Source organism: Persicimonas caeni, from assembly GCF_006517175.1.
Classification (GTDB): domain Bacteria; phylum Myxococcota_A; class Bradymonadia; order Bradymonadales; family Bradymonadaceae; genus Persicimonas; species Persicimonas caeni.
In genome coordinates, this window is record NZ_CP041186.1 from 4,514,881 (window position 1) to 4,533,566 (window position 18,686).

Consider the following 18,686-nt stretch of genomic DNA (forward strand, 5'->3'; position numbering starts at 1 on the left):
GCTCAGGGCGCGTAGTCCCATTCGCCGATGTGGTACGACGGGTGGCCGCCGGCCTCGGTGAACGGACCGCCGACGAACAGACGGTAGTCGGAGACGGTCAGCGCCTGGGCGAAGTCGGACAGGCCGTCGCCGAGCGCGTGCCAGTCTTGGCCGTCCCACCAGGCGACATACTTGGCGGGCACCGTGTCGATCTGGGGGAAGGTCCCGCTGACGAACAGGCCGTTGGCCTTGGACGTGACGGCCATCACCGTGGGAGGCGGACCGTTGGGGAAGCGCGGGGGCAGGCCGCCGCCCAGGGTGTCCCAGGCCGAGCCGTCCCAGATGGCGATGGAGCCGGCAGTCGCGCTGCCCACCTCGTCGAAGTGGCCGACGACGACGAGCTTGCCGTCCCAGACGGTCGAGGCGCTGATGCGGCCTCGGTCGGACAGGCCACCGCCGACGTCGACCCACGCCGAGCCGTCCCAACGCGCGATCTTCGACAGCGTGGTGGTGGCGTTGATGTCGCCGTCGAACGAGCCCGCGGCGTACAGGTCTCCGCCGGGGAGCACCTGCATCGTCTGGACGTAGTCGTCGAAGGCGTCGCCCAGCTGCTGCCAGGCCGAGCCGGTCCATTCATAGACCGTGCTCGTGTTGGCGTTGGGCGCGTGGGCGGCGACGTACAGCGTGTCGTTGGCGTCGATGGCCATCGCGGTGATCTGGCCGGGGACGGCAGCGCTGAAGCCGCTCCAGTCGACGCCGTCCCAGATGGCCAGGTTCGAGATATTCTGCGTCGACGAGGCGACCGTGAACGAGCCGCCCATGTAGGCGTGGCCGTTCGAGTCGAACACGATCTCGGCGATGTCGCCGCTGATGGCTCCGGGGACCTCTTGCCAGCCAGTGCTGGTCAGCTGGGCGAGGCTCGAAATCTGCTTGCCGCCGATGGTCGTGAAGCGACCGGCTGCGTAGACGGTGTCGTCGGGGGCGGTGGCCAGGGTGACCACGGCGATGTCGGCGCCGGCGAACTCGCCCTGTCCGACCACCTTCGACCAGCTCGTGTCGTCGGTCCCGCCGATATCCCACTTGCCGATATTGAGGCTGAAGGTGTCGCCGACAATCGAGAAGAGGCCGGCCACGGTCAACGTGCCGTTGACGTCGTCGACCAGGAAGTCGTTGGGGCCGACGACCGCGCCGAGCACGAAGCCGGCGGTGTTGAAGATGCCGCTTCCGAGCGCGCTCCAGGTGCCGTTGGCGTCGAGCACGGCGATATTGGAGGCGCCGACCTGGCCTGTGCCGCTGCCCGCGCTGGTGAACGTGCCGCCGACGAACAATTCGCCGTTGGGGCCGTGGGCCAGGGCGCGAACGCCGGTGACCGAGCCGCCCTGCATGCCGCCTGCGACGCCGTCCCAGGCTGTGCCGTCCCAGCGGCCGATGCCGATGCTCGAGTTTCCGTTGGCGTCGGTCACCGAGAAGGTGCCCGCGGCCAGAAGCGTGTTGCCATCATCGAGCAACTCCTCGACCGACGAGTTCATGCCGCTGCCCAGCGCGTTCCACTGGGTGCCGTCGTAGCAGGCGATGCGGTTGACCGTCAGGCTGCCGATGTCGGCGAAGTCGCCGCCGATGCAGATGTCGCCGTTGGCGCGCTCCTCGATGACGCGCACAGCTCCGTTGGGCGCGTCGCCGTTGCCCAGCATCGACCAGGAGGTGCCGTCCCAGACGGCCAGGTTGTCGAGCAATTGGCCGTCGACGTCGCCGAATTGGCCGCCGATGGCGATGCGACCGTCGCTCAAGACCTCGATGTCGTAGACGACGGTGCCGAAGCCGCCGCCGATATTGGCGAAGACCGACCAGCTCGAGCCGTCCCACTTCTCGAGGGTGTTCGAGCCGCCGATGCCGATACCGCCACCGCCGCCACCTTCGCCGCCGGCGTACAGGTCGCCGTTGGCCGTGGTCGCCAGGGCGTGCACGTCGATGGCCAGCGAGATCGAGCCGACCGTGTTCCACTGCGTGCCGTCCCAGTGGGCGATATTGGTCGCCGAGGCGCCGCCGGCGACGTCGAAGATGCCGCCGACATAAAAGCCGCCGCTGGCCTTGTCTTCGGCCATCACGTAGCCGCGCGCCCCGGAGGGTCCTTGCAGCCCCGGCATCGAGTAGTTCGTGCTCCAGGCGCCGCCGGTCGGGTCGAGGTCGTCGACGGGGGGCGGGCCGACGTCCTCGCCTGTGTCGGGCTCGACGTCGGGGGTGACGTCGCCGGCATCGGCTTCGACGTCGGGGGTGACGTCGCTCGGGTCGGTCACGTCGGAGGTGTCCGAGGCGTCTTGGGGATCGCCGGCGTCGAGGTCGGACGCGTCGTTCGCATCTTGTCCCGCATCCTCGCTGCCGGTATCGTTATCCGCAGCATCCGGGCCTGCATCGGCGACCGGGTTGTTGGTCTCGTCACCACCCCCGTCGTCACTGCAGGCGACGGCGTGCGCGCTCAACAGGAGCGCCAGAGAAATGATTGCGAATCTTCGCGTCGTCATAACCTTACCTACCTTGCCAGTTCCATGAGAGACGTCTCCGCCCCTTCCACTCACGCTTTTCATCATGTTGCATCATCCAAATGGTGAGTGTCTTTCGGAACTTACAATGACTGACAGTTTGAGTAACTACACGAAGATTCTGTCGGTTATCTCGGCGGTTCTGAGCGCCAATGACTGCGTTGCTCCTTCTCGACGATGCGCTGCATCGCCTCGGCGTCGCGCCTTGTCCTTGACACTCAGCCCTCGCCGAGACTTTCCCGCACAATCTTCGTGCAGTTACTTTGAGCCTCACCCACTGACAAGTAGGTTGTATGACCCCTCCTGAGCCCTATGGCAAGCTTCGCGCCTCCCCGGTGGTGTGCGTCGAGGTGCGCGGCGCGCGAGCGCTGTGGAGAGAGGTTCCCGAGGCGATGCAGAAGGCGGTCGCGTTGTTGGCCAACGCGGTCGACACGTTGCTCGAGACCTATCGGGGCGCCCGGCTCGACTCCCACGAGGCGCCGATCGCCGCCAGCTTCGACGACGTCTTCGACGCGGTCGACTGGGCGCTGGCGCTGAGCGACGCGTTGGTAGAGGTCGAATGGCCGGACGCCCTGGTCTCGCAGGAGGCCGGCGCCGAGGTTTTCGGGGAAGGGGAGGGCGAGGACCTTTTGTTTCGGGGCCTGCGCGTCGGCCTGGGCGTTGACATGGGCGTGGTGCACACGCGCATCGACGCGATGAGTGGTCGCAGCTTGGCCTGCGGTCCGACGCTGGAGGCGGCCGGCCGCCTCGCTGCAGCTGCGCCCACCGGGGGCGTGCGCCTCGGCGCCGCGGTCGTCGACCTCATCGCCGAGTTGGCCGGCATACAGGCTGGGACACAGGCACTCAGCGAGGAGCACACGTGGTGGCTCGAGCAACTCGCTGCCGATACCTGCGAGGCGACCGCCCTCCCGCAACGCTTGGCTCGTAATGCCTCCCACACGCCCGTCCCAAAGCCGCACGACCGACGCAGCAACCTGCCCGAGCCCGGCGGCGCGTTCGTCGACCGAGTAGGCGAGTTCAACGCGCTGGCCGAAGCCCTCGAGGGCGCGCGACGGGTAGCCATCTGCGGGCCGGCGGGCGCCGGCAAGTCGCGCTTGGCCGTCGAGTTCGCCCGCGCGTGGCTCGCCCACCACGACGCGCGCAGCCCCGGCCGGTTGGAGGGCGCGGCCGAGGCGTGGTTCTGCGACCTTTCGGAGGTGCAGTCCACCGACGAGGCCGTCTTTAGCGTGGCCCGCACCACCGGCGTGCAGATTCCGCGCTCCGAGGCGCGCGCCGAGCTCGACGCCCGCCTGGTCGCGGCCATCGGCGAGCGCGGCCCGACGTTGCTCGTGCTCGACGACGTCGACGCTCTCGACGACGACTTCATCGATTCGGTCGCGCACTGGCTCGACGGCGCCGAGAATCTGTACGTGCTCACCACGCGTCAGCGCCAGCCTCGCGCCGACGGCGAGGTGGTCATGGTCGACGCGCTGGGCCGCTCGGCCGCGCGAGCACTCCTCGAAGAGCTCTTGGAGCGGCCCACGCCGATTCCGCTCGATGCGCGCGCCCCTCACCTGCGCGACCCGGACAACCTGCTCGAGGTGGTCGACGCCTGTGGGCGGTTGCCGCTGGCGTTGGAGCTGATCGCGCGTGCGACGCCGCACCGCTCGGGCAGTGCGCCTGCAGGCCCGGACGACGACGCGCCGCGCGACGAGCTCGAGCGCGCTTTGGCGCGCAGTTGGCAGATGCTCGACCCGGCCCAGCAAGCCGCGCTGCAAGCTTGTACGGTCTTCGCCGGCAGCTTTACGGCCGAGGCGGCCGTCTCGGTCATCGGCGCCACCGTCGACGCCGACGCCGAAGAGCTCTTCGCGATGCTGTGTCAGTTCTCGTTGCTGCGCACGGGCGCCCAGCCCGGCGAGGCCGCGCGCCACGTGCTGCTCGCCCCGGTGCGCAACTTCGTAGGCGCGCGGGCCGACGAGGAGCTCGTCGCCGCGGCCAGGCGCCGACACATCGACTACTACGCCGAATGGGCGAAGACCCTTCGCGCCCATCTAGAGGGCGGTGACGAGCGCGCCTGGCTCGACCGCGCCGGCGCCGAGCTCGCCAACCTGTATCGCGCGGCCGACAACGCCGGCGCCGACCACCCGCGCCGGCTCGTCACCATCGTCGAGGGCCTGGCCGAGGTCGACGTGCGCGTCGGGCCGCTCGGTGGCTTCGGCGAGCGCAACGACGCGGCGGTGGCCGCTGCACGCGAAGCCGGCGAGCCCGGCTTGTTGGTGCGCGCGCTCCGGACCCGCGCCAAGAACCGCATGTGGGGCGGGCGCTACGAGGCCGCCGAAGGCGACTGCCGCGAAGCCCACGAACTCGCCCTCGAGTTGGGCGACGAACGAGTCATCGCCTACACGATGAGCGATCTCGGGTTTGTGTTGGGGATGGAGGGCAAGGAGGACGAGAGCCTCCCGCTGGTGCGCCAGGCAGCCGAGATGGCCCGCGACGACGAGGGCTTCGACGTCATCACCGTGTTGACCAACGCGGCCATCGTCGCCCGAAACCGAAACGAGATGGACGAGGCGACCGACTACCTGCACCGGGCGCTGGTGCGCGCCCGGCGCTGCGAAAACGCGTTCAGCCAGGCCGCGGTGCTCTTCTTTTTGGGCACCATCCTGCGCCAGAAGCAGCAATGGGACGAGGCGATTCGCTATATCGACGAGTCGCGCGAGCTGTTCGAGTCGGTCGGTGACCGGCGCGGCCGGCTGGTCACCAGCCACGAGTTGGCCGCCTGCTACACCGCCACCGACCAGATCGAGCTCGCCGAGCGGTGCTACGCCGAGGCGATGGAGCTGGCCTCGGCGATGGGCGACCGCGAGCACACCGCGGTCTTCTTCTTGGGGCGAGGTCGCTCACGCTTTGCCCGCGGCGACTACGCCGCCGCCGAGTCGGACCTGCTCGAGGCGAGCATCGCCGTCGAGGAAGCCGGCCACATCCACCTCAAGATCGCCATTTTGGTCTGTCTGGCGGCCACGTACGGCGCGCTGGAGCGAACCGGCGAGGCCAAGCGCTACTTCGAGCGCGTCGATCAGATCTTCGAGGAGACCGACATCGCCCGCGAGCGCTCGCTCTTCGAGGTGATGTACGGCTACTTGGACGCCGCTCACGCCCGCGCCGCGATGCGCCGCGGCGACGAGGCCGAAGCTCGTCGCAAGCTGCGCGACGCCTACGAGCGCGCCGACGCCACGCCCGAGTTGCCGGTCGCGCGTCACGAGGCCCAGAACCTGCTCGCCTACCTCGACGCCCGCGTCGAAGCCGGCGATCTGCCCGCCGGCGCTTCGCCGAAGCGCTCGGTGCTACGCGTCTGCGAAGAGACGCGCTGGTTCGCCATCGACGACGCCGAGCCGGTCGACATCAGCCGGCGCGGGCCCATCCGGCGCATCCTGCGCGCCCTGGTCGACCGCCGCCTCGAGGCCCCCGGCGAGACGATGACCAGCGACGAAATCGTCGCCGCCGGCTGGCCCGACGAGGTGCTCACCGCCCAGTCGGCCAGCCAGCGCCTCTACACCACGATCTCGCGCATGCGAGCGCTGGGCCTTCAGGACGTGCTGGAGACGTTCGACGGCGAGTATCTGATCTCGCCGGTGTACACGCCCGTGTGGGTCGAGCGCTCTTGAGTCAACACAAGTTTTCGAGCCGGCATTGAGGTGGCTTCGGTCACGTGACCGTGGCCCCCCGTCGAACCCCGTTCGCGCTGCGTTCGACGCATTTCGCCCCCCTGTCGAACCCCGTTCACGCTGCGTCTAACGCATCTCGTCCCCCGGTCGAACCCCGTTTGCGCTGCGTCAACCCACGCCAAATGTCATTCGAGTCGCGCTCCGCGCGGGTTTACGCGCCGCAAATGTCATTCGAGTCGCGTTCCGCGCGGGTTTACGCACCGCCAATGCCGTTCGACCCCCCTGCGCGTCGCGTTGGCGCGGCGCGCAGGGGGCAAACCCCCTATGAAAATGCCCTCGGGCCACCGCCTACCCCCGTCGAACGGGGGGGGGAAAGTGGCCCGAGGGCAGGTGACTACAGGGAGGGAGTCGCTCGGGGATCGGGTCGGCAGACGGCGCGTCGAACTGCGGTTCGGCGACGGCCGGCTAAATGGCGTCCTCACGCGACCGGAAGCGTGGGCCAAGTGCATTCACGCAAGACTTTCGCGATATTTGTTCGGTGCGTGGGCATCTTGCCCTCGTCTTCTTCGGTGCGTGGGCATCTTGCCCTCGCCTTCTTCGGTGCGTGGGCATCTTGCCCTCGTAGGCGAGAGCTGGAAGCACTCGCACCGAAAGCGCGCGAAGTGTTCGGTGCGGGGGCATCTTGCCCTCGTAAGCGAGAGCTGGAAGCACTCGCACCGAAGTCCGGGGGCATCTTGCCCTCGCCTACGCCTCGCCGTCGGTCATCGGCAGCGTAAAGAGGAACGTCGTCCCCTCGCCCAACTCGCTCTCCACCCAGATCTCGCCGCCGTGGGCCTCCACCAGCCCTTTGGCGATCGACAGGCCGAGACCGACGCCCATGCGCGGGGTCTTCTTGGCTTGCCAGTAGCTCTCGAAGATCTTGGAGAGTTCGTCTTCGGCGATGCCGGGACCCGTGTCGCGCACGGAGAAGCGCACGCCGGTAGGGTGGGAGGTGGCGCCGACGGTGACGCGGCCGCCCTCGGGGGTGAACTTGATGGCGTTGCCGATCAGGTTGGAGAAGATCTGCAGGACGCGGTCGTGATCGCATCGCGTCGCCGGAAGGCCGTGGGCCACGTCGGCGTCGAGGGTGAGGCCCTGACGGCGCGCTTGCGGCCGCTGCGCATCGAGCGCCTCCTCGACGAGTTGCTCGGGATGGCAGTGGTCGAGCTGCAGGGTGAACGACCCGGTGTCGATGGCGCCCAGATCGAGCAGGTCGTTGATCAGCCGGTCCATATGCTCGGCGTTTCGACGAATGACCTCGGCGCGCTCGGCGACCTTTTCGGAGTTCTCGTTGCCGGCCGTCATATCGAGCAACTCGGCCGACAAGGTAATCGACGACAGCGGGCTGCGAAGGTCGTGCGAGACCACGGCCATCAACTCCTCGCGGGTGCGAACCTCGCGCTGGACCTCTTCGTAGAGGCTGGCGTTTTCGACGTGGACCGCGATGAGCTGGGCGAGCTGGACCAGAAGCGCCTCGTCGCGCTCGGTGAACTCGCCGTCGTATTTGTCCGACAGTTGGATGAGCCCTAGGTTCTTGCCGTCGTGGCCGACCAGCGGGGCGGCGAGCCAGCCGCGAATCGGCGGATGTGCGTCTTGGTGCTCGCCAAAGCCGCGCCAGGCGGCGTGCTCGGTCAATTCCTCTTGGGTCAGGCGCATGGGCTTGTTGGCTCTGCACACAAGCTTGTAGATGCCCTCGCCGGTCGGTGCTGCCTCGTAGTCCCGCCAGTGCGCGTATTTGTCGGACATCGATACCGCGTTGATCGCCTGGCCCCACTTCTGGTCGACCGTCAGGCTCGTGACCGCCTGGTGCGCTCCGATGAGTTCGCGTATTCGTTCGGTGACGATGTGGGCGACCTCGTCGAGCGACAGCGCCGAGTTGACCGCGATGGCCACGTCGTTGAGCTGCTTGAGCTGGGTGACATAGCGGCGCGCGTCGCTCAGGAGTTGAGCCTCGCGATACAGGCCGGCGTTCTCCAACGAGACGGCCGTCTGGGCGGCGAGTAACTGCAGGATGCGCAGACGGTCGGGGCTGAATGCACCGGCCGTCAGGTTATTCTCCAGGTAAAACATGCCGTACAACTTGCCCGAGCTCTCATCGTGGCGCGTCACGGGAAGGCAGAGCACCGACTTGGGCTGGTGGGCGGCGACGTACTCGTCCGAGCCAAAGGTCTCGGAGCGGCGGGCGTCGTCGAGCAGGACCTTTTCGCCGGTGCGTCGCACATATCGGAGGATGGACTCGGGGACCCCGGTGGTGGGGCGGAACTCACCGTCGTCGGCGCCGAAGGGCGCGCGTTGCCTTCCCGCGCCCACCGAGATTTCGGCCTCGATGGAGAACCCGTCCCCGTCGAGCAGCACCAGACAGCCGCGCTCGGCGCCGGCGTGCTCGATGAGCAGCGGCATGAGCGTCTCGGTCAGCTTGGAGACCTCCAGCTCGGCCGAGATCGCCTGAGCGGCTTTGATGGCCGCCATCAAGTCGAGTTTTTCGGCGCGTAGACGCCGGTCGTCGACGTAGGAGCCCTCGGCTGTGAACAGTTGTGGATAGAGCTCGTCGAGTTGGCTGACCTTGTCGGTTGCGCCCCAACGTGCGTAGGCCTGGCGCGCCTTGCGTAAAAAGCCGTGGGCGGCGGTGTCGAGATTCTTGCGCGCGTAGAACGCCGCGGCGCGCTCACAGGCGATCGCCTCGTCGTGGGGCGCCTGGAACTGGGCGGCGCGCTGGGAGGCGCGCTCGTACAAGCGCATCGCCGCGTCGGTTTCGCCGTCGAACTGGGCGAGTTCGGCGGCGCTCAACGCCCATTTGGCCTCGAAGTTCTGCGGAGAGTGGCTGCACCAAGCTTTCAAGGTGTCGGCTGCCTCGCGCAGGCTCTCGACCATCTGCGTCTTGTCTGAGGGGGCGTCGGCCCGATGGCAGGCAGCGCTGAGCGCCATCGCACGCTGGAACACGTAGGTCGCCTCGAGCGCCAGCGTCATCGTCGACGCGGCGTGTGCTTCGGCCAGGCGCGCCGCCTCGAGGGCCGCGTCGGTCTGGCCGAAGACGTTGCCCAGTACCATGCGCGCGATCCAGAAGAGCGCCGTGCCGGTGCCGAAGCCGTTGTGCGAGAAGACCGCGAGTGCCTCGTCGGAGTCGAAGCCCGCAGCGTCGAGCTCGCCGCGCGCCTCGGTGCGCCCGAGCAGGGCGTCTTCGACCTGCTGCTCGATGCGAATGGCCTGCTCGACGGCGCGGTTGCCGGTCTGGCGCGCAAAGCCGACGAATCGGCGGGAGGTCTCCTGGAGCTCGTCGAGCGTCGAGCCGCTCTCGAAGCAGACCCACCACTCGGTAAACGCGATGTAGTTGGAGTGGACGAAATCGCCGGTGAGCACGCAGGTGTCGAAGGCCTCTTCGAGCACCTCGGCGGCCTCGGCAAAGGGTCGCTTCCAGATGAGGATATGATTGCCGTGCAGATGCCCCAGCCAGCCCTCGCGGCTGAGGTCGTCGAGCTTGCGGTTGAGTTTCTGGGACATCTCCGAGAAGGCCACGGCCATGTCGACCTGGCCGAACATCCACACCAGCACCAGCGCGTAGGCGCTGTAGCCGTAACAGGAGCGAGGCGTATTGCCGTGGCGCAGCGACAGGTTCACCGAGTCGAGCGACAGCAAGGGAAACAGCGCCGGGCGCACGAAATACGAGAAGACGGCCGTCTCGCTCAACAGCGCGAGGATGCGCTCGATGCGCGCGTCGTCGAGCAGCGGGGCGTCGACCAGGTCGTCGATATCGCGGCCGTCGAGTTCGCGCTCGATGTCGTGGTGCAACGCCTCGACGAGCGCCGGCAGCTCGGCGTCATCTTCGGGATACTCCATCCCCAACATGGCCAGCGCCTCGAGGCCCATGGGGAGCCCGTCGCGGAAGCGGCCTGCTTTTTGGTACAGGCTCAGCCAGACGATGTAGACGTCGACGCGATCGATCTCGGTGCGGCAGCGCGGCAGCAATCCGGCCAGGATATGTTCGGCGGCGTCGAAATCGCCCGAGAGGTACTCGCACTCGGCGCGCTCCAGCTGAATTTCGAAGATGTCGTCAAAGCGCGACTGCCAGGCGTCTTCGCCCATCAGCTCGGCCACCAGCTCGAAGAGCGTGGCGGCGGGGGCGAAGGCCGACGAGGCGCGCGCCTTTTCGGCGGCCATCAGGTTGAGCTGGGTCAGTTGTTCGCGCTCTGCGGGGTCGTCGATCAGCCCGACCGCCTTGTTGAGCTGGTCGACGATGTCGAAGATCTGCTCGCCGCGCTCTTCGGGCGGGATATTCGCCAGCATCAGTTGGCCGATCTCGAGGTGCAGCGCAGGGCGGTCGCTCGGGGCGACCATCGAGTAGGCCGCCTGTTGGATACGGTCGTGGTGGAACTGAAAGCTCGCCGAAGCCTCCTCGGAGTTGCGCTGGGGCACCCGACCGATGAGCCCCTGCGCGATGGCGTCTTCGAGATGGGCGCGGATCTGGTCGCGGGGCGTGGCGCTGACGATCGCCAGCGTGCTCAGGTTGAACTTGTTGCCGATACACGCGGCGTGCTGCAGCGTGTCTTGGACCGGACGCGTCAGCCGCTCCAGCCGAGTCACCAGCAGGCCGACGACGTCCTCGGTCAGCCCGGCCTCCTCGATTCGCTCTTCTTGCCATGTCCACTCCAGGCGGCCGCGATCGTAGGTGACCAACCCCTCCTCGAAGAGGTTCTCGAGCAACTGGCGCACGAAAAAGGGGTTGCCCTCGGTCTTGCGGTAGATGAGCCGGCTCAGCGGAGCGGTGTGGTCGAGCGAGCTCTCCAAGGTGTCGGCGACCAACTGGTTGACCTGCGCCTCGTCGAGCGGTCCCAGCGTGATCTGGTGCATGTTGGGGCCGTCGGCCTCGAGCTTGTTCATCAGGCGCGCGAACGGATGGGCCGCGTCGACCTCGTTGTCACGGTAGGCGAAGATCAGGTGCAGGTTGTCGACCATGAACCCGGTCAAGATGACCTCGAGCAGCGCCAGAGTCGCTCCGTCGGCCCACTGCATGTCGTCCAAGAAGATCACCAGCGGTCGATGCGGGCGCGCAAACGCCTGCACGAAGCGCTCGAACGTCAAGTTGAACCGGTTCTGAGTGGCCGAAGGGCTCAACTGGGGCACCGGCGGCTGTTCGCCCACGATGTGGCGGATCTCCGGGATGACCGCGGTGATGACCCGCCCGGTCTCCCCGAGCGCCTCTTGGATGCGGGCGCGCCAGGTGTCCAGCTCCTCTTCGCTGCCGGCCAGAATCTGTTGGACGAGCTGGCGAAACGCCTCGATGAGCGTCAGGTAGGGAACGTTACGGTGATATTGGTCGAATTTGCCCGACGCAAAGAGCCCACCGCGGCGTGCGTGGGGCTGGAACTTGGCGATCAGCGTGGATTTGCCCACGCCCGGGCCGCCGGCGATCACCGAGATCTGCGCCTCGGAGGTCGTGTCGATGCGATCGAAGCGTTCGACCAGTGTGCCGAGGGCCTCGCGGCGCCCGTAGAGCTTGTCGGGGATGCGCAGCTTGGGGCCGGCGTCGTTGGTGCCCAACTCGAACGGTGAGATCTCTCCGGTGCGTATCCATTCGTCCAGGCTGCGCTCGAGATCGGCGCGCAGGCCCTCGGCGCTTCCGTAGCGCTCGTCGGGGTTTTTGGCCATCAGCTTGCGCACGATGGCCGAGATGACTCGGGGCACGCCCGGTCGCCGGCTGATCACCGCAGGGGCGGCGTCGGCGATGTGCAGGTGGATCAGCTCGAGGGGGTCGTCGGAGTCGAAGGGCAATTCGCCGGTGAGCATTTCAAAGAAGGTGACCCCTAGCGAGTACAGGTCGCTGCGAGCGTCGACCGGCAAGTCGACACGCCCCGTCTGCTCGGGGGACATATACGGCAGCGAGCCGACCAGGGAGGTCCCCTCGATCGACTCGTCTCGGTCGTGCGCTCCCTCGATCGCGTCGATGTCGATGGCAAGCTCGGTGCCGACGAGATCGACGCGGCCGGTCGACGTGTCGTGGCGAAAATGACTCGGCTTGATGTCGCGGTGCACCCGCCGCTGTGCGTGCAGGGCGGCGAGTGCGTCGCTCATGGCGATCGCGCGGCGCAAGAATGTTTCGATATGTAGTGATGGGCCGCCCCACTCCTCATTGCGACGCTGCCCGGTGTGCTCTGACATCCTAGGTTGCCCCTGCTTCCGCAGTGATCCTGCGGTGGATTCGTGATGGACGGCAATGCCGCACCAAATGTGGGGACTTCCCAAGGGATCTCAAATGTATTTGCCCGGGCATAGCGCCACAGCGGCCTGCCAAGCGTCTTCGGCTTCGCGCACGCAATCGAGCGTAAACGGCATCAGCAGCTCGGTGGCGAACTCGGGGGGCTCGTCGCTGGTGACCAGTTGTCTGAGCAGGCGCGCGGCAATGGGGTACCAACGCGCTGCCTCGCCCTCCCAGGCGACCTGCACGCGCTTGGTCGGGGTTTGGCGGCCGTCGCGGATGAACTCGAGCTCTTCGAAGAGAATGTCGTCGAATAGCTCGAGCGAGACGCGCCCGTGGGCGATCTCGGCCCACAACTCCCAGCGCGAGCGCTCGGTGGTGGCCAGATCGTCCATGATGCGCACAAAGATCTGCTCGCCGCGCGCGTTCTCCATCGTCGCAGGCAGCGCCACGCAGCCGTTGCCCGCCAGCCAGTCGGCCAGGTATTGCAGCGCCTGAAAGACGTTGTAGCGAACCTCTTCGGGATCGTCGTTTTGGATGACGTCGCTCGTCTCGACGTTGGCGGCGAGCACCCCGCGCAGGTAGAGCGGGTCGTCTTCGGCCAGGCCGGGAACGTCGTCGCCGAAGATGAACTCGACGAGCGGCTCGCGCTCGACCGGGTCGGGCACCAGCGCCTCGACGAGCCGCTCGAGCACGTCGTCACGCGGGTCTTCTCGCCACCGGCGAAACGCCTCGACGAGCGCGATGCCCGGGCGCACGAAGTCGGGGTGGGCGACCCAGAAGCCGTCCAGCCCCCGCTTGAGCTGGGTGACCACGTCTTTGATGTAGCCGACCATGCACACCTCGAAGGAGTCGCGATTGCCCCCTTCGTAGAGCACGCCATACATCCCGCCGATCGAAATCGCGCCCATAGGCGCGAGCGCCTTGGCCAAAATCTCGTGGGACTCCTTGATGTGGTTGATGACGATATTGGGGTCGGCCTTGACCGGGATGCGGTAGCGCGGGTCGTTGCGGAAGAGCCGCGCGGTCGAGGCCAGAAAATCGTGCCAGCCCAGGCTCCCGCCCAGGAAGTGCGGCGACAGCGCCTGGGCGATCTCGCGGATACGAAAGATGGCCCGCGGGTTCTCGAAGACGATGAACAGCCGCACGCTGCCCGGCTCGTACTCGGGATGTTGCACGTGGATCATCGCTTCGGCTTCGGCGATGAGCGCGGCGAGGTAGGCTGCTTCCTCCTCGTTTTCGAGCTTGGGCACGTAGAAGACGAGCGCCTCGGGGCGCTGCCAGTTGTGGAACAGGTGCAGCGCGAAGTCGACCAGGTGCAGCGGCAGTGGCTGGCCGTCGAGCAGGTGATTGCCGTCGGGGAGCGCCAGGCCGGGGATGCGCTTGATCGGCTTGGCGAGCTTGTCGTCGGCCAACTCGTAGGTCTTGGCGCGCCCTGCTTGATCGGTGCGACGCGTGTCTTCGAAGCGCAGCGTGCCGTCGAAGCAGCCGAGCAAGTTGTCGCACGCGTGCAGGAAATTGCGCATGATCGGGGTCTTCGAGTCCTCGTTGTCCGCGCCCCAGCGAGGCACGGCGCCCGATGCCTCGACCAATTCGGCGACCAGTGCGGGCTCGTCGGGCAGGCGTCGGTGCAGCGCGTTCATCGCGTTGATCGACATCTTGGCGGTGTCCGGCGGGCCGAACAGGGTGACCTGAATGCCCTCGATGAACTCGGGGACCTCGACGGGCGCAGGCTCGGCGCGCTCGTCATCGGGCAGCGGTCCGACGACGACGCGGCCCGCCTGGTCGCGACGCCCGATGGGCGTCTCGTAATCGGGCGACAGGTACTCTCGCGTGGCATTGCGCTCGACGCTCTCGGCGACGACCTCGTCGACGAAGGCGCGGTCTTCTTGGCGCCTGTCGAGCACGCGGCGAAGGTGGTCGCGCGTGCGTCGGTACAGCTCGCAGACAAACGCGAGCGCCTCGTCGGTCTCGATGTGGCCGAAGGCGTCTCGAAGCCCCGGCGCCACGGTCAGCCCGGGGACGCCTTGCGCCGGTTCGCCTTCGCGCACGAGTCGTGCGAGCAACTCGTCGGGAAGAAAATCGCGGTAGTACGGGATGTCGCGCTTAGATGTCGTCATCGATCATCACCTTCTCCGTGAAGCACGCCTCGCTCCTGGCGGTCGGCGAGCTTGTCGATATTGGCCTGGGCAATATCGCCCATCTCGAGGCCCAGCTCGGAGCTGAGCGCGGCGACGTACCAGAGCACATCGCCGATCTCTTTTCGCAGCGCCTGGCGTCGCGCCTCGGTGATCTGGCCGCCGTCGTCGCGGATCGCTTTTTTGATGTGTTCGCAGACCTCGCCGGCCTCCCCGGCGAGCCCTAGCGCAGGGTAGGGCGCAAGCGCGTCGTCGTCTCGCCCGGGGTATAGGGCGGTGCGTGAGGCGAGCTTCTGGTATTCGGCGAACGTAAAGTCTTTGCTCATCGGTCGAACTCCTTCGTGGTTGAATCGGCATCAATTTACATACGGCATCGGCGTGCGATGGGCCACCGTCCTGATGGCCTCCCCCGGCTTGGTCGTTCGGGGATGCGCTACTCGTACTGGGAGCGCGACGCATGTCGGACACATTCGGTTGGAGATGAGTCTCGGTTTTCGTTACAGTTCGCGTCTGTCTTTTCGATGACTCGAGATTCTCGTTCCATCTCGTTGTTTTGCGCAATGGAAGTACGCGCCCTTATGAAGCCCCAAGAAGTAATCGACAGCGTCACCCTCGGTCCCTTCGACGTCCACGAGCGCCTCGCGCAGGGAGCTATGGGCGTTGTGTTCGCCGGGGAGCATCGCCGCCAGCAAGTGCCCGTGGCCATCAAGGTGATCAACCGGCCCGACGAGCTCGACGCGCGCCTGCGCCGCGGGTTTCGCCGGGAGGTGCAGGCCGCCGCCGGCCTCAACCACCCGGGCATTGTCATGATCTTCGACTACGGCGAGGTCGACCCGCATGACAGCGCCGCCGGGGCCGCCGAGTTGTCGGCAGGCACCCCGTACTATGTCATGGAGTTGACCCGCCGCGGCACGTTGCGCGAGCTGGTCGGTCAGGTCCGCTGGACCCAGCTCGAGGCGATCTTGCTGACGCTGCTCGACGCGCTGGCCCACGCCCACGCCGCCGGTGTCATTCACCGCGACCTCAAGCCGGACAATATCTTGTTGGGCACCTGGGGCAGCCGGCTCATCCCGAAGCTGGCCGACTTCGGTCTGTCGCGCGCCTTCGATGGGGACGCCTCCTCGTCGAGGTTGGTCGGCTCGCCGCGCTACATGGCCCCCGAGCAGATCGACCGGCCGTGGCACACCCACGGCCCCTGGTCGGACCTGTACGCGTTGGGGTGTGTGGCTTTCGAGTTGATCAGCGGGCGGTCTCTCTTCGACGGGATGAATGTCCGCGTGCTCTACCAGAAGAAGAGCGGCGTGTGTCCCCGGCGTCTCGAAGAGACGATGGACGTGCCTGCGGGCTTTCAGGCGTGGCTCGATCGGATGCTTGCGCCCGCGCCTGCGGATCGGTTCGCCACGGCGGCCGACGCGGCGCGCGCGCTGGCCAGGCTCGATCTGAGCACGTTCGATGCCAGTGCCGACGCCCAAGGCCTCCCCGCGAAAACGCGCGGGGTGGCCTCGCTGACGCCGGTGCTCGAGCCCATTCTGCAGACCGACGAGCTCCAGCAGACAGGCGAACTCCTGTCCACTGACAAGACGGCTTCCCCGCCGGCCGGCCTGCCCGACCGCTGGCCGACCTCGGCGTCGACGCCGCGCTCGATGCGCTTTGTGGGGGCGGGGCTGGGTCTGTACGGGCTGCGCTCGGTGCCCATCGTGGGCCGCGAGCGCGAACTGCAGCGTCTGTGGGACGAGCTGTGCGCGGTTACCCGCTCGGGTAAGACTTCCACGCTGGTGCTTCGTGGAAACCAGGGGTGTGGCAAGACCCGGCTGGTCCAAGAGTTTACCCGTCGGCTCGAGGAGCTCGGCGTCGCCGAGGTCCTGCGCGCGGCGTTTGGCGTCGAGAACGGCCCCGGCGAGGGGCTTGGGGACATGCTCGCGCGCCACCTTCGCATCGTCGAGACCGACGCTCAGGCCACTTACTCCGCAGTGCAGCAGGCGCTGGGGCCCGAGGTGGACCCGGCGTTGCCCGACTGGGAGGTGATTGCACATCTGGCACGGTCCGACCTGAAGGGTGCCCGCACACAGCAGCAGGCTCCCGTCGCCGACCCGAATCAATACTATGCGGCGATGAGGCGCTATTTGCGTCGCCTCGCCTCCAAGCGCCCGGTGGTGGTCTGGCTCGACGACGCCCAGTGGGGCATCGACGGGCTCGAATTCGTGCGTTTTGCCCAGCAGGCCCATCCAGATGATCTGGGCCCGGTGCTCTTTGTGGTGGTCGCGACCGACGATCTGCTCGCCGAACAGCCGGACGCTTCGCAGATGCTCGACGAGGTGTGCGGCGGCCCACGCACCAGCACGCTGGCAGTCGAGCCGCTCGGTCAACGCGAGCACACCCGCCTGGTCCGCAAGTTGTTGTTGCTCGACGACGCGCTCGTCCACGAGGTGGTCGAGCGCACCGCCGGCAACCCGCTCTTCGCGGTCGAACTGGTCGGAGAGTGGATCGAGCGCGGGGTGCTCGAGGTCGCCGAGCAAGGGTTTGTCCTCGCCGACGGCGTGGTGCCGACCATGCCCGATCATTTGCATGAAGTCTGTGTGCACAAGGTCGACGCGGTGCTCGAGTCCTGCGGGCCCGACGCTCGCCACGCGCTGGAACTCGCCGCCGCCCTCGGGGCGAAGGTGGATCGGCGCGAGTGGCACGCTGTGTGTGAGCAGGCGAAACTTCAAGTCGACAGATCGCTCGTCCACGAATTTGTCGCGCGCCGATTTGCGCGTCACACCGATGCGGGATGGGAGTTTTGCCACGCGCTCGTGCGCCAGAGCATCGAGCGAGCCAGCCGCGAAGCCGGGCGCTGGCAGCACTGCCGACGTCGTTGCGCTGACATGCTCGAGCGCCTTTACGAGGACTTCTCGCCACGCCAGTCGGGTCGTTTCGGCTTGTACGCGATGGGCGCCGGGGAGTACGAGCGCGCGGTCGAGCCGTTGTGGCAGGGGGCTCGTGCCCATCGACACCTCGGAGAATACTCCGCGGCGAATCAACTCGCCGCTCGGTTGATGGACTGCTTCGAGGCGATGGGACTTCCCGACGACGACGTGCGTTGGGGCAAGCTCGACGTGTTCCGCGCGCGTCTGTCGCTCAACGAGCGTCGCGTCACTCAGGCGTGTGCATGGGCCGTCAGGGCGCGCGACGCGGCCAAACGTCATGGTTGGACGGGCATCAAAGCGCAGGCGCTGGCGTATCTGGGGCTCGCCTCCCAGTGGATGGGCGAATCCGATGCCTCGGCTCTGCTTTTGGACGGATACGCGTTAATCCGCGATGGTGCCGACTGTGGTGGCGCTGGGGGGGCGATGACAGCGCTCGCCCAAGGACTGTCACGGGTGAACGAAGCCCAGAAGGTCAATTGGTTGCTCGATCGAGAACTCGAGATGATCGGTCCGGATGACCCTCAGTGGATTCGAAGCTCCAATTTCTACATGCGGGCACGGTTGGCGTTTTTCCAAAAGGACTTTCAAGACGGGTTGGCACACTGCCAGCGCGCGCTCACTCTGGCGGCTCGTCATCCCCGCTCGGAGGCACAGATTCTCGAGTTGCTATCGGAGCTCTACCGACGTCTTGGCGAACTCGAGCGTGCCGAGGCGATGTACGAAGAGTGCCTGCGCTTTCAGGAGGCCACTGGAAGCCCGGCGGGGATCACGCACCTCAACTTGGCGCTGCTCAAGTTCGAGCGGGGTGGTTACGAAGAATCCGAGGCGCATTTTCTGATCAGCGCCGAGATGTTCGAGGCCCGAGGGCGCGCGTTTTTCGAGATCATCGCCCGCGCCGGAGTGCTCGCGTGTGCTGCCGCCCGGGGCTGGTGGGGCGTCGTGGGCGAGTATATCGAGCCACTGGCCACCTTTCTGGATCGGACGGACGCCGCCGATGAAGATCTCGCCAACCTTTTGGAGCGCACCGCCGACGCTTTGCGCAACGGGAGCCAGTGCGAGCATGCAGTCGAGGTGTACGCGCTGGCTGCCGAGCAGTGGCGTCGGCTGGGCGATTGCGAGCGCGCCGAAGCCTCGAGCGCCAAGCGGCAACAAGTCTCCGATGCCGTCTCTGCTTGACTCAGCTTGCCCGACCCAGCCTGCCTGACCCACCGCGTTAACACCGCGCCCACACGGAGAGGCGTGTCGCGCCCGGT

Annotated in this window: 6 protein-coding genes; 2 read left to right on the forward strand and 4 right to left on the reverse strand. The window is 67.1% G+C overall.

Annotated features, from left to right (window positions below; translation table 11 throughout):
- Positions 1-2 precede the first annotated feature (2 nt).
- On the reverse strand, positions 3-2,498 hold the full coding sequence (locus FIV42_RS16645) for an autotransporter outer membrane beta-barrel domain-containing protein (protein WP_168210707.1): 2,496 nt from the start codon (positions 2,496-2,498) through the stop codon (positions 3-5).
- Positions 2,499-2,809: 311 nt separating this feature from the next.
- Here FIV42_RS16645 and FIV42_RS16650 point away from each other — a divergent pair, with 311 nt between their 5' ends.
- A complete protein-coding gene (locus FIV42_RS16650) occupies positions 2,810-6,160 on the forward strand; it encodes a tetratricopeptide repeat protein (protein ID WP_141198779.1) in 3,351 nt (1,116 codons plus the stop codon).
- A 744-nt stretch (positions 6,161-6,904) separates the two neighbouring features.
- Here the strand turns inward: FIV42_RS16650 and FIV42_RS16655 are convergent.
- The 3 genes from FIV42_RS16655 to FIV42_RS16665 form a co-directional block, all read right to left on the reverse strand.
- Positions 6,905-12,352, reverse strand: a complete 5,448-nt coding sequence (locus tag FIV42_RS16655; protein WP_141198780.1) for a sensor histidine kinase — start codon at positions 12,350-12,352, stop codon at positions 6,905-6,907.
- 90 nt (positions 12,353-12,442) lie between these two features.
- The gene (locus FIV42_RS16660; RefSeq protein ID WP_141198781.1) at positions 12,443-14,509 is read right to left on the reverse strand and encodes an aldolase/citrate lyase/malate synthase family protein; all 2,067 of its coding nucleotides are present in this window, start codon (positions 14,507-14,509) and stop codon (positions 12,443-12,445) included.
- The gene (locus FIV42_RS16665) at positions 14,506-14,853 is read right to left on the reverse strand and encodes a nucleoside triphosphate pyrophosphohydrolase family protein (RefSeq protein ID WP_141198782.1); all 348 of its coding nucleotides are present in this window, start codon (positions 14,851-14,853) and stop codon (positions 14,506-14,508) included. The genes FIV42_RS16660 and FIV42_RS16665 overlap by 4 nt, the downstream gene beginning before the upstream one ends.
- A gap of 252 nt (positions 14,854-15,105) precedes the next feature.
- Here FIV42_RS16665 and FIV42_RS16670 point away from each other — a divergent pair, with 252 nt between their 5' ends.
- Positions 15,106-18,609, forward strand: a complete 3,504-nt coding sequence (locus tag FIV42_RS16670) for a serine/threonine-protein kinase (RefSeq protein WP_168210708.1) — start codon at positions 15,106-15,108, stop codon at positions 18,607-18,609.
- Positions 18,610-18,686: the final 77 nt, after the last annotated feature.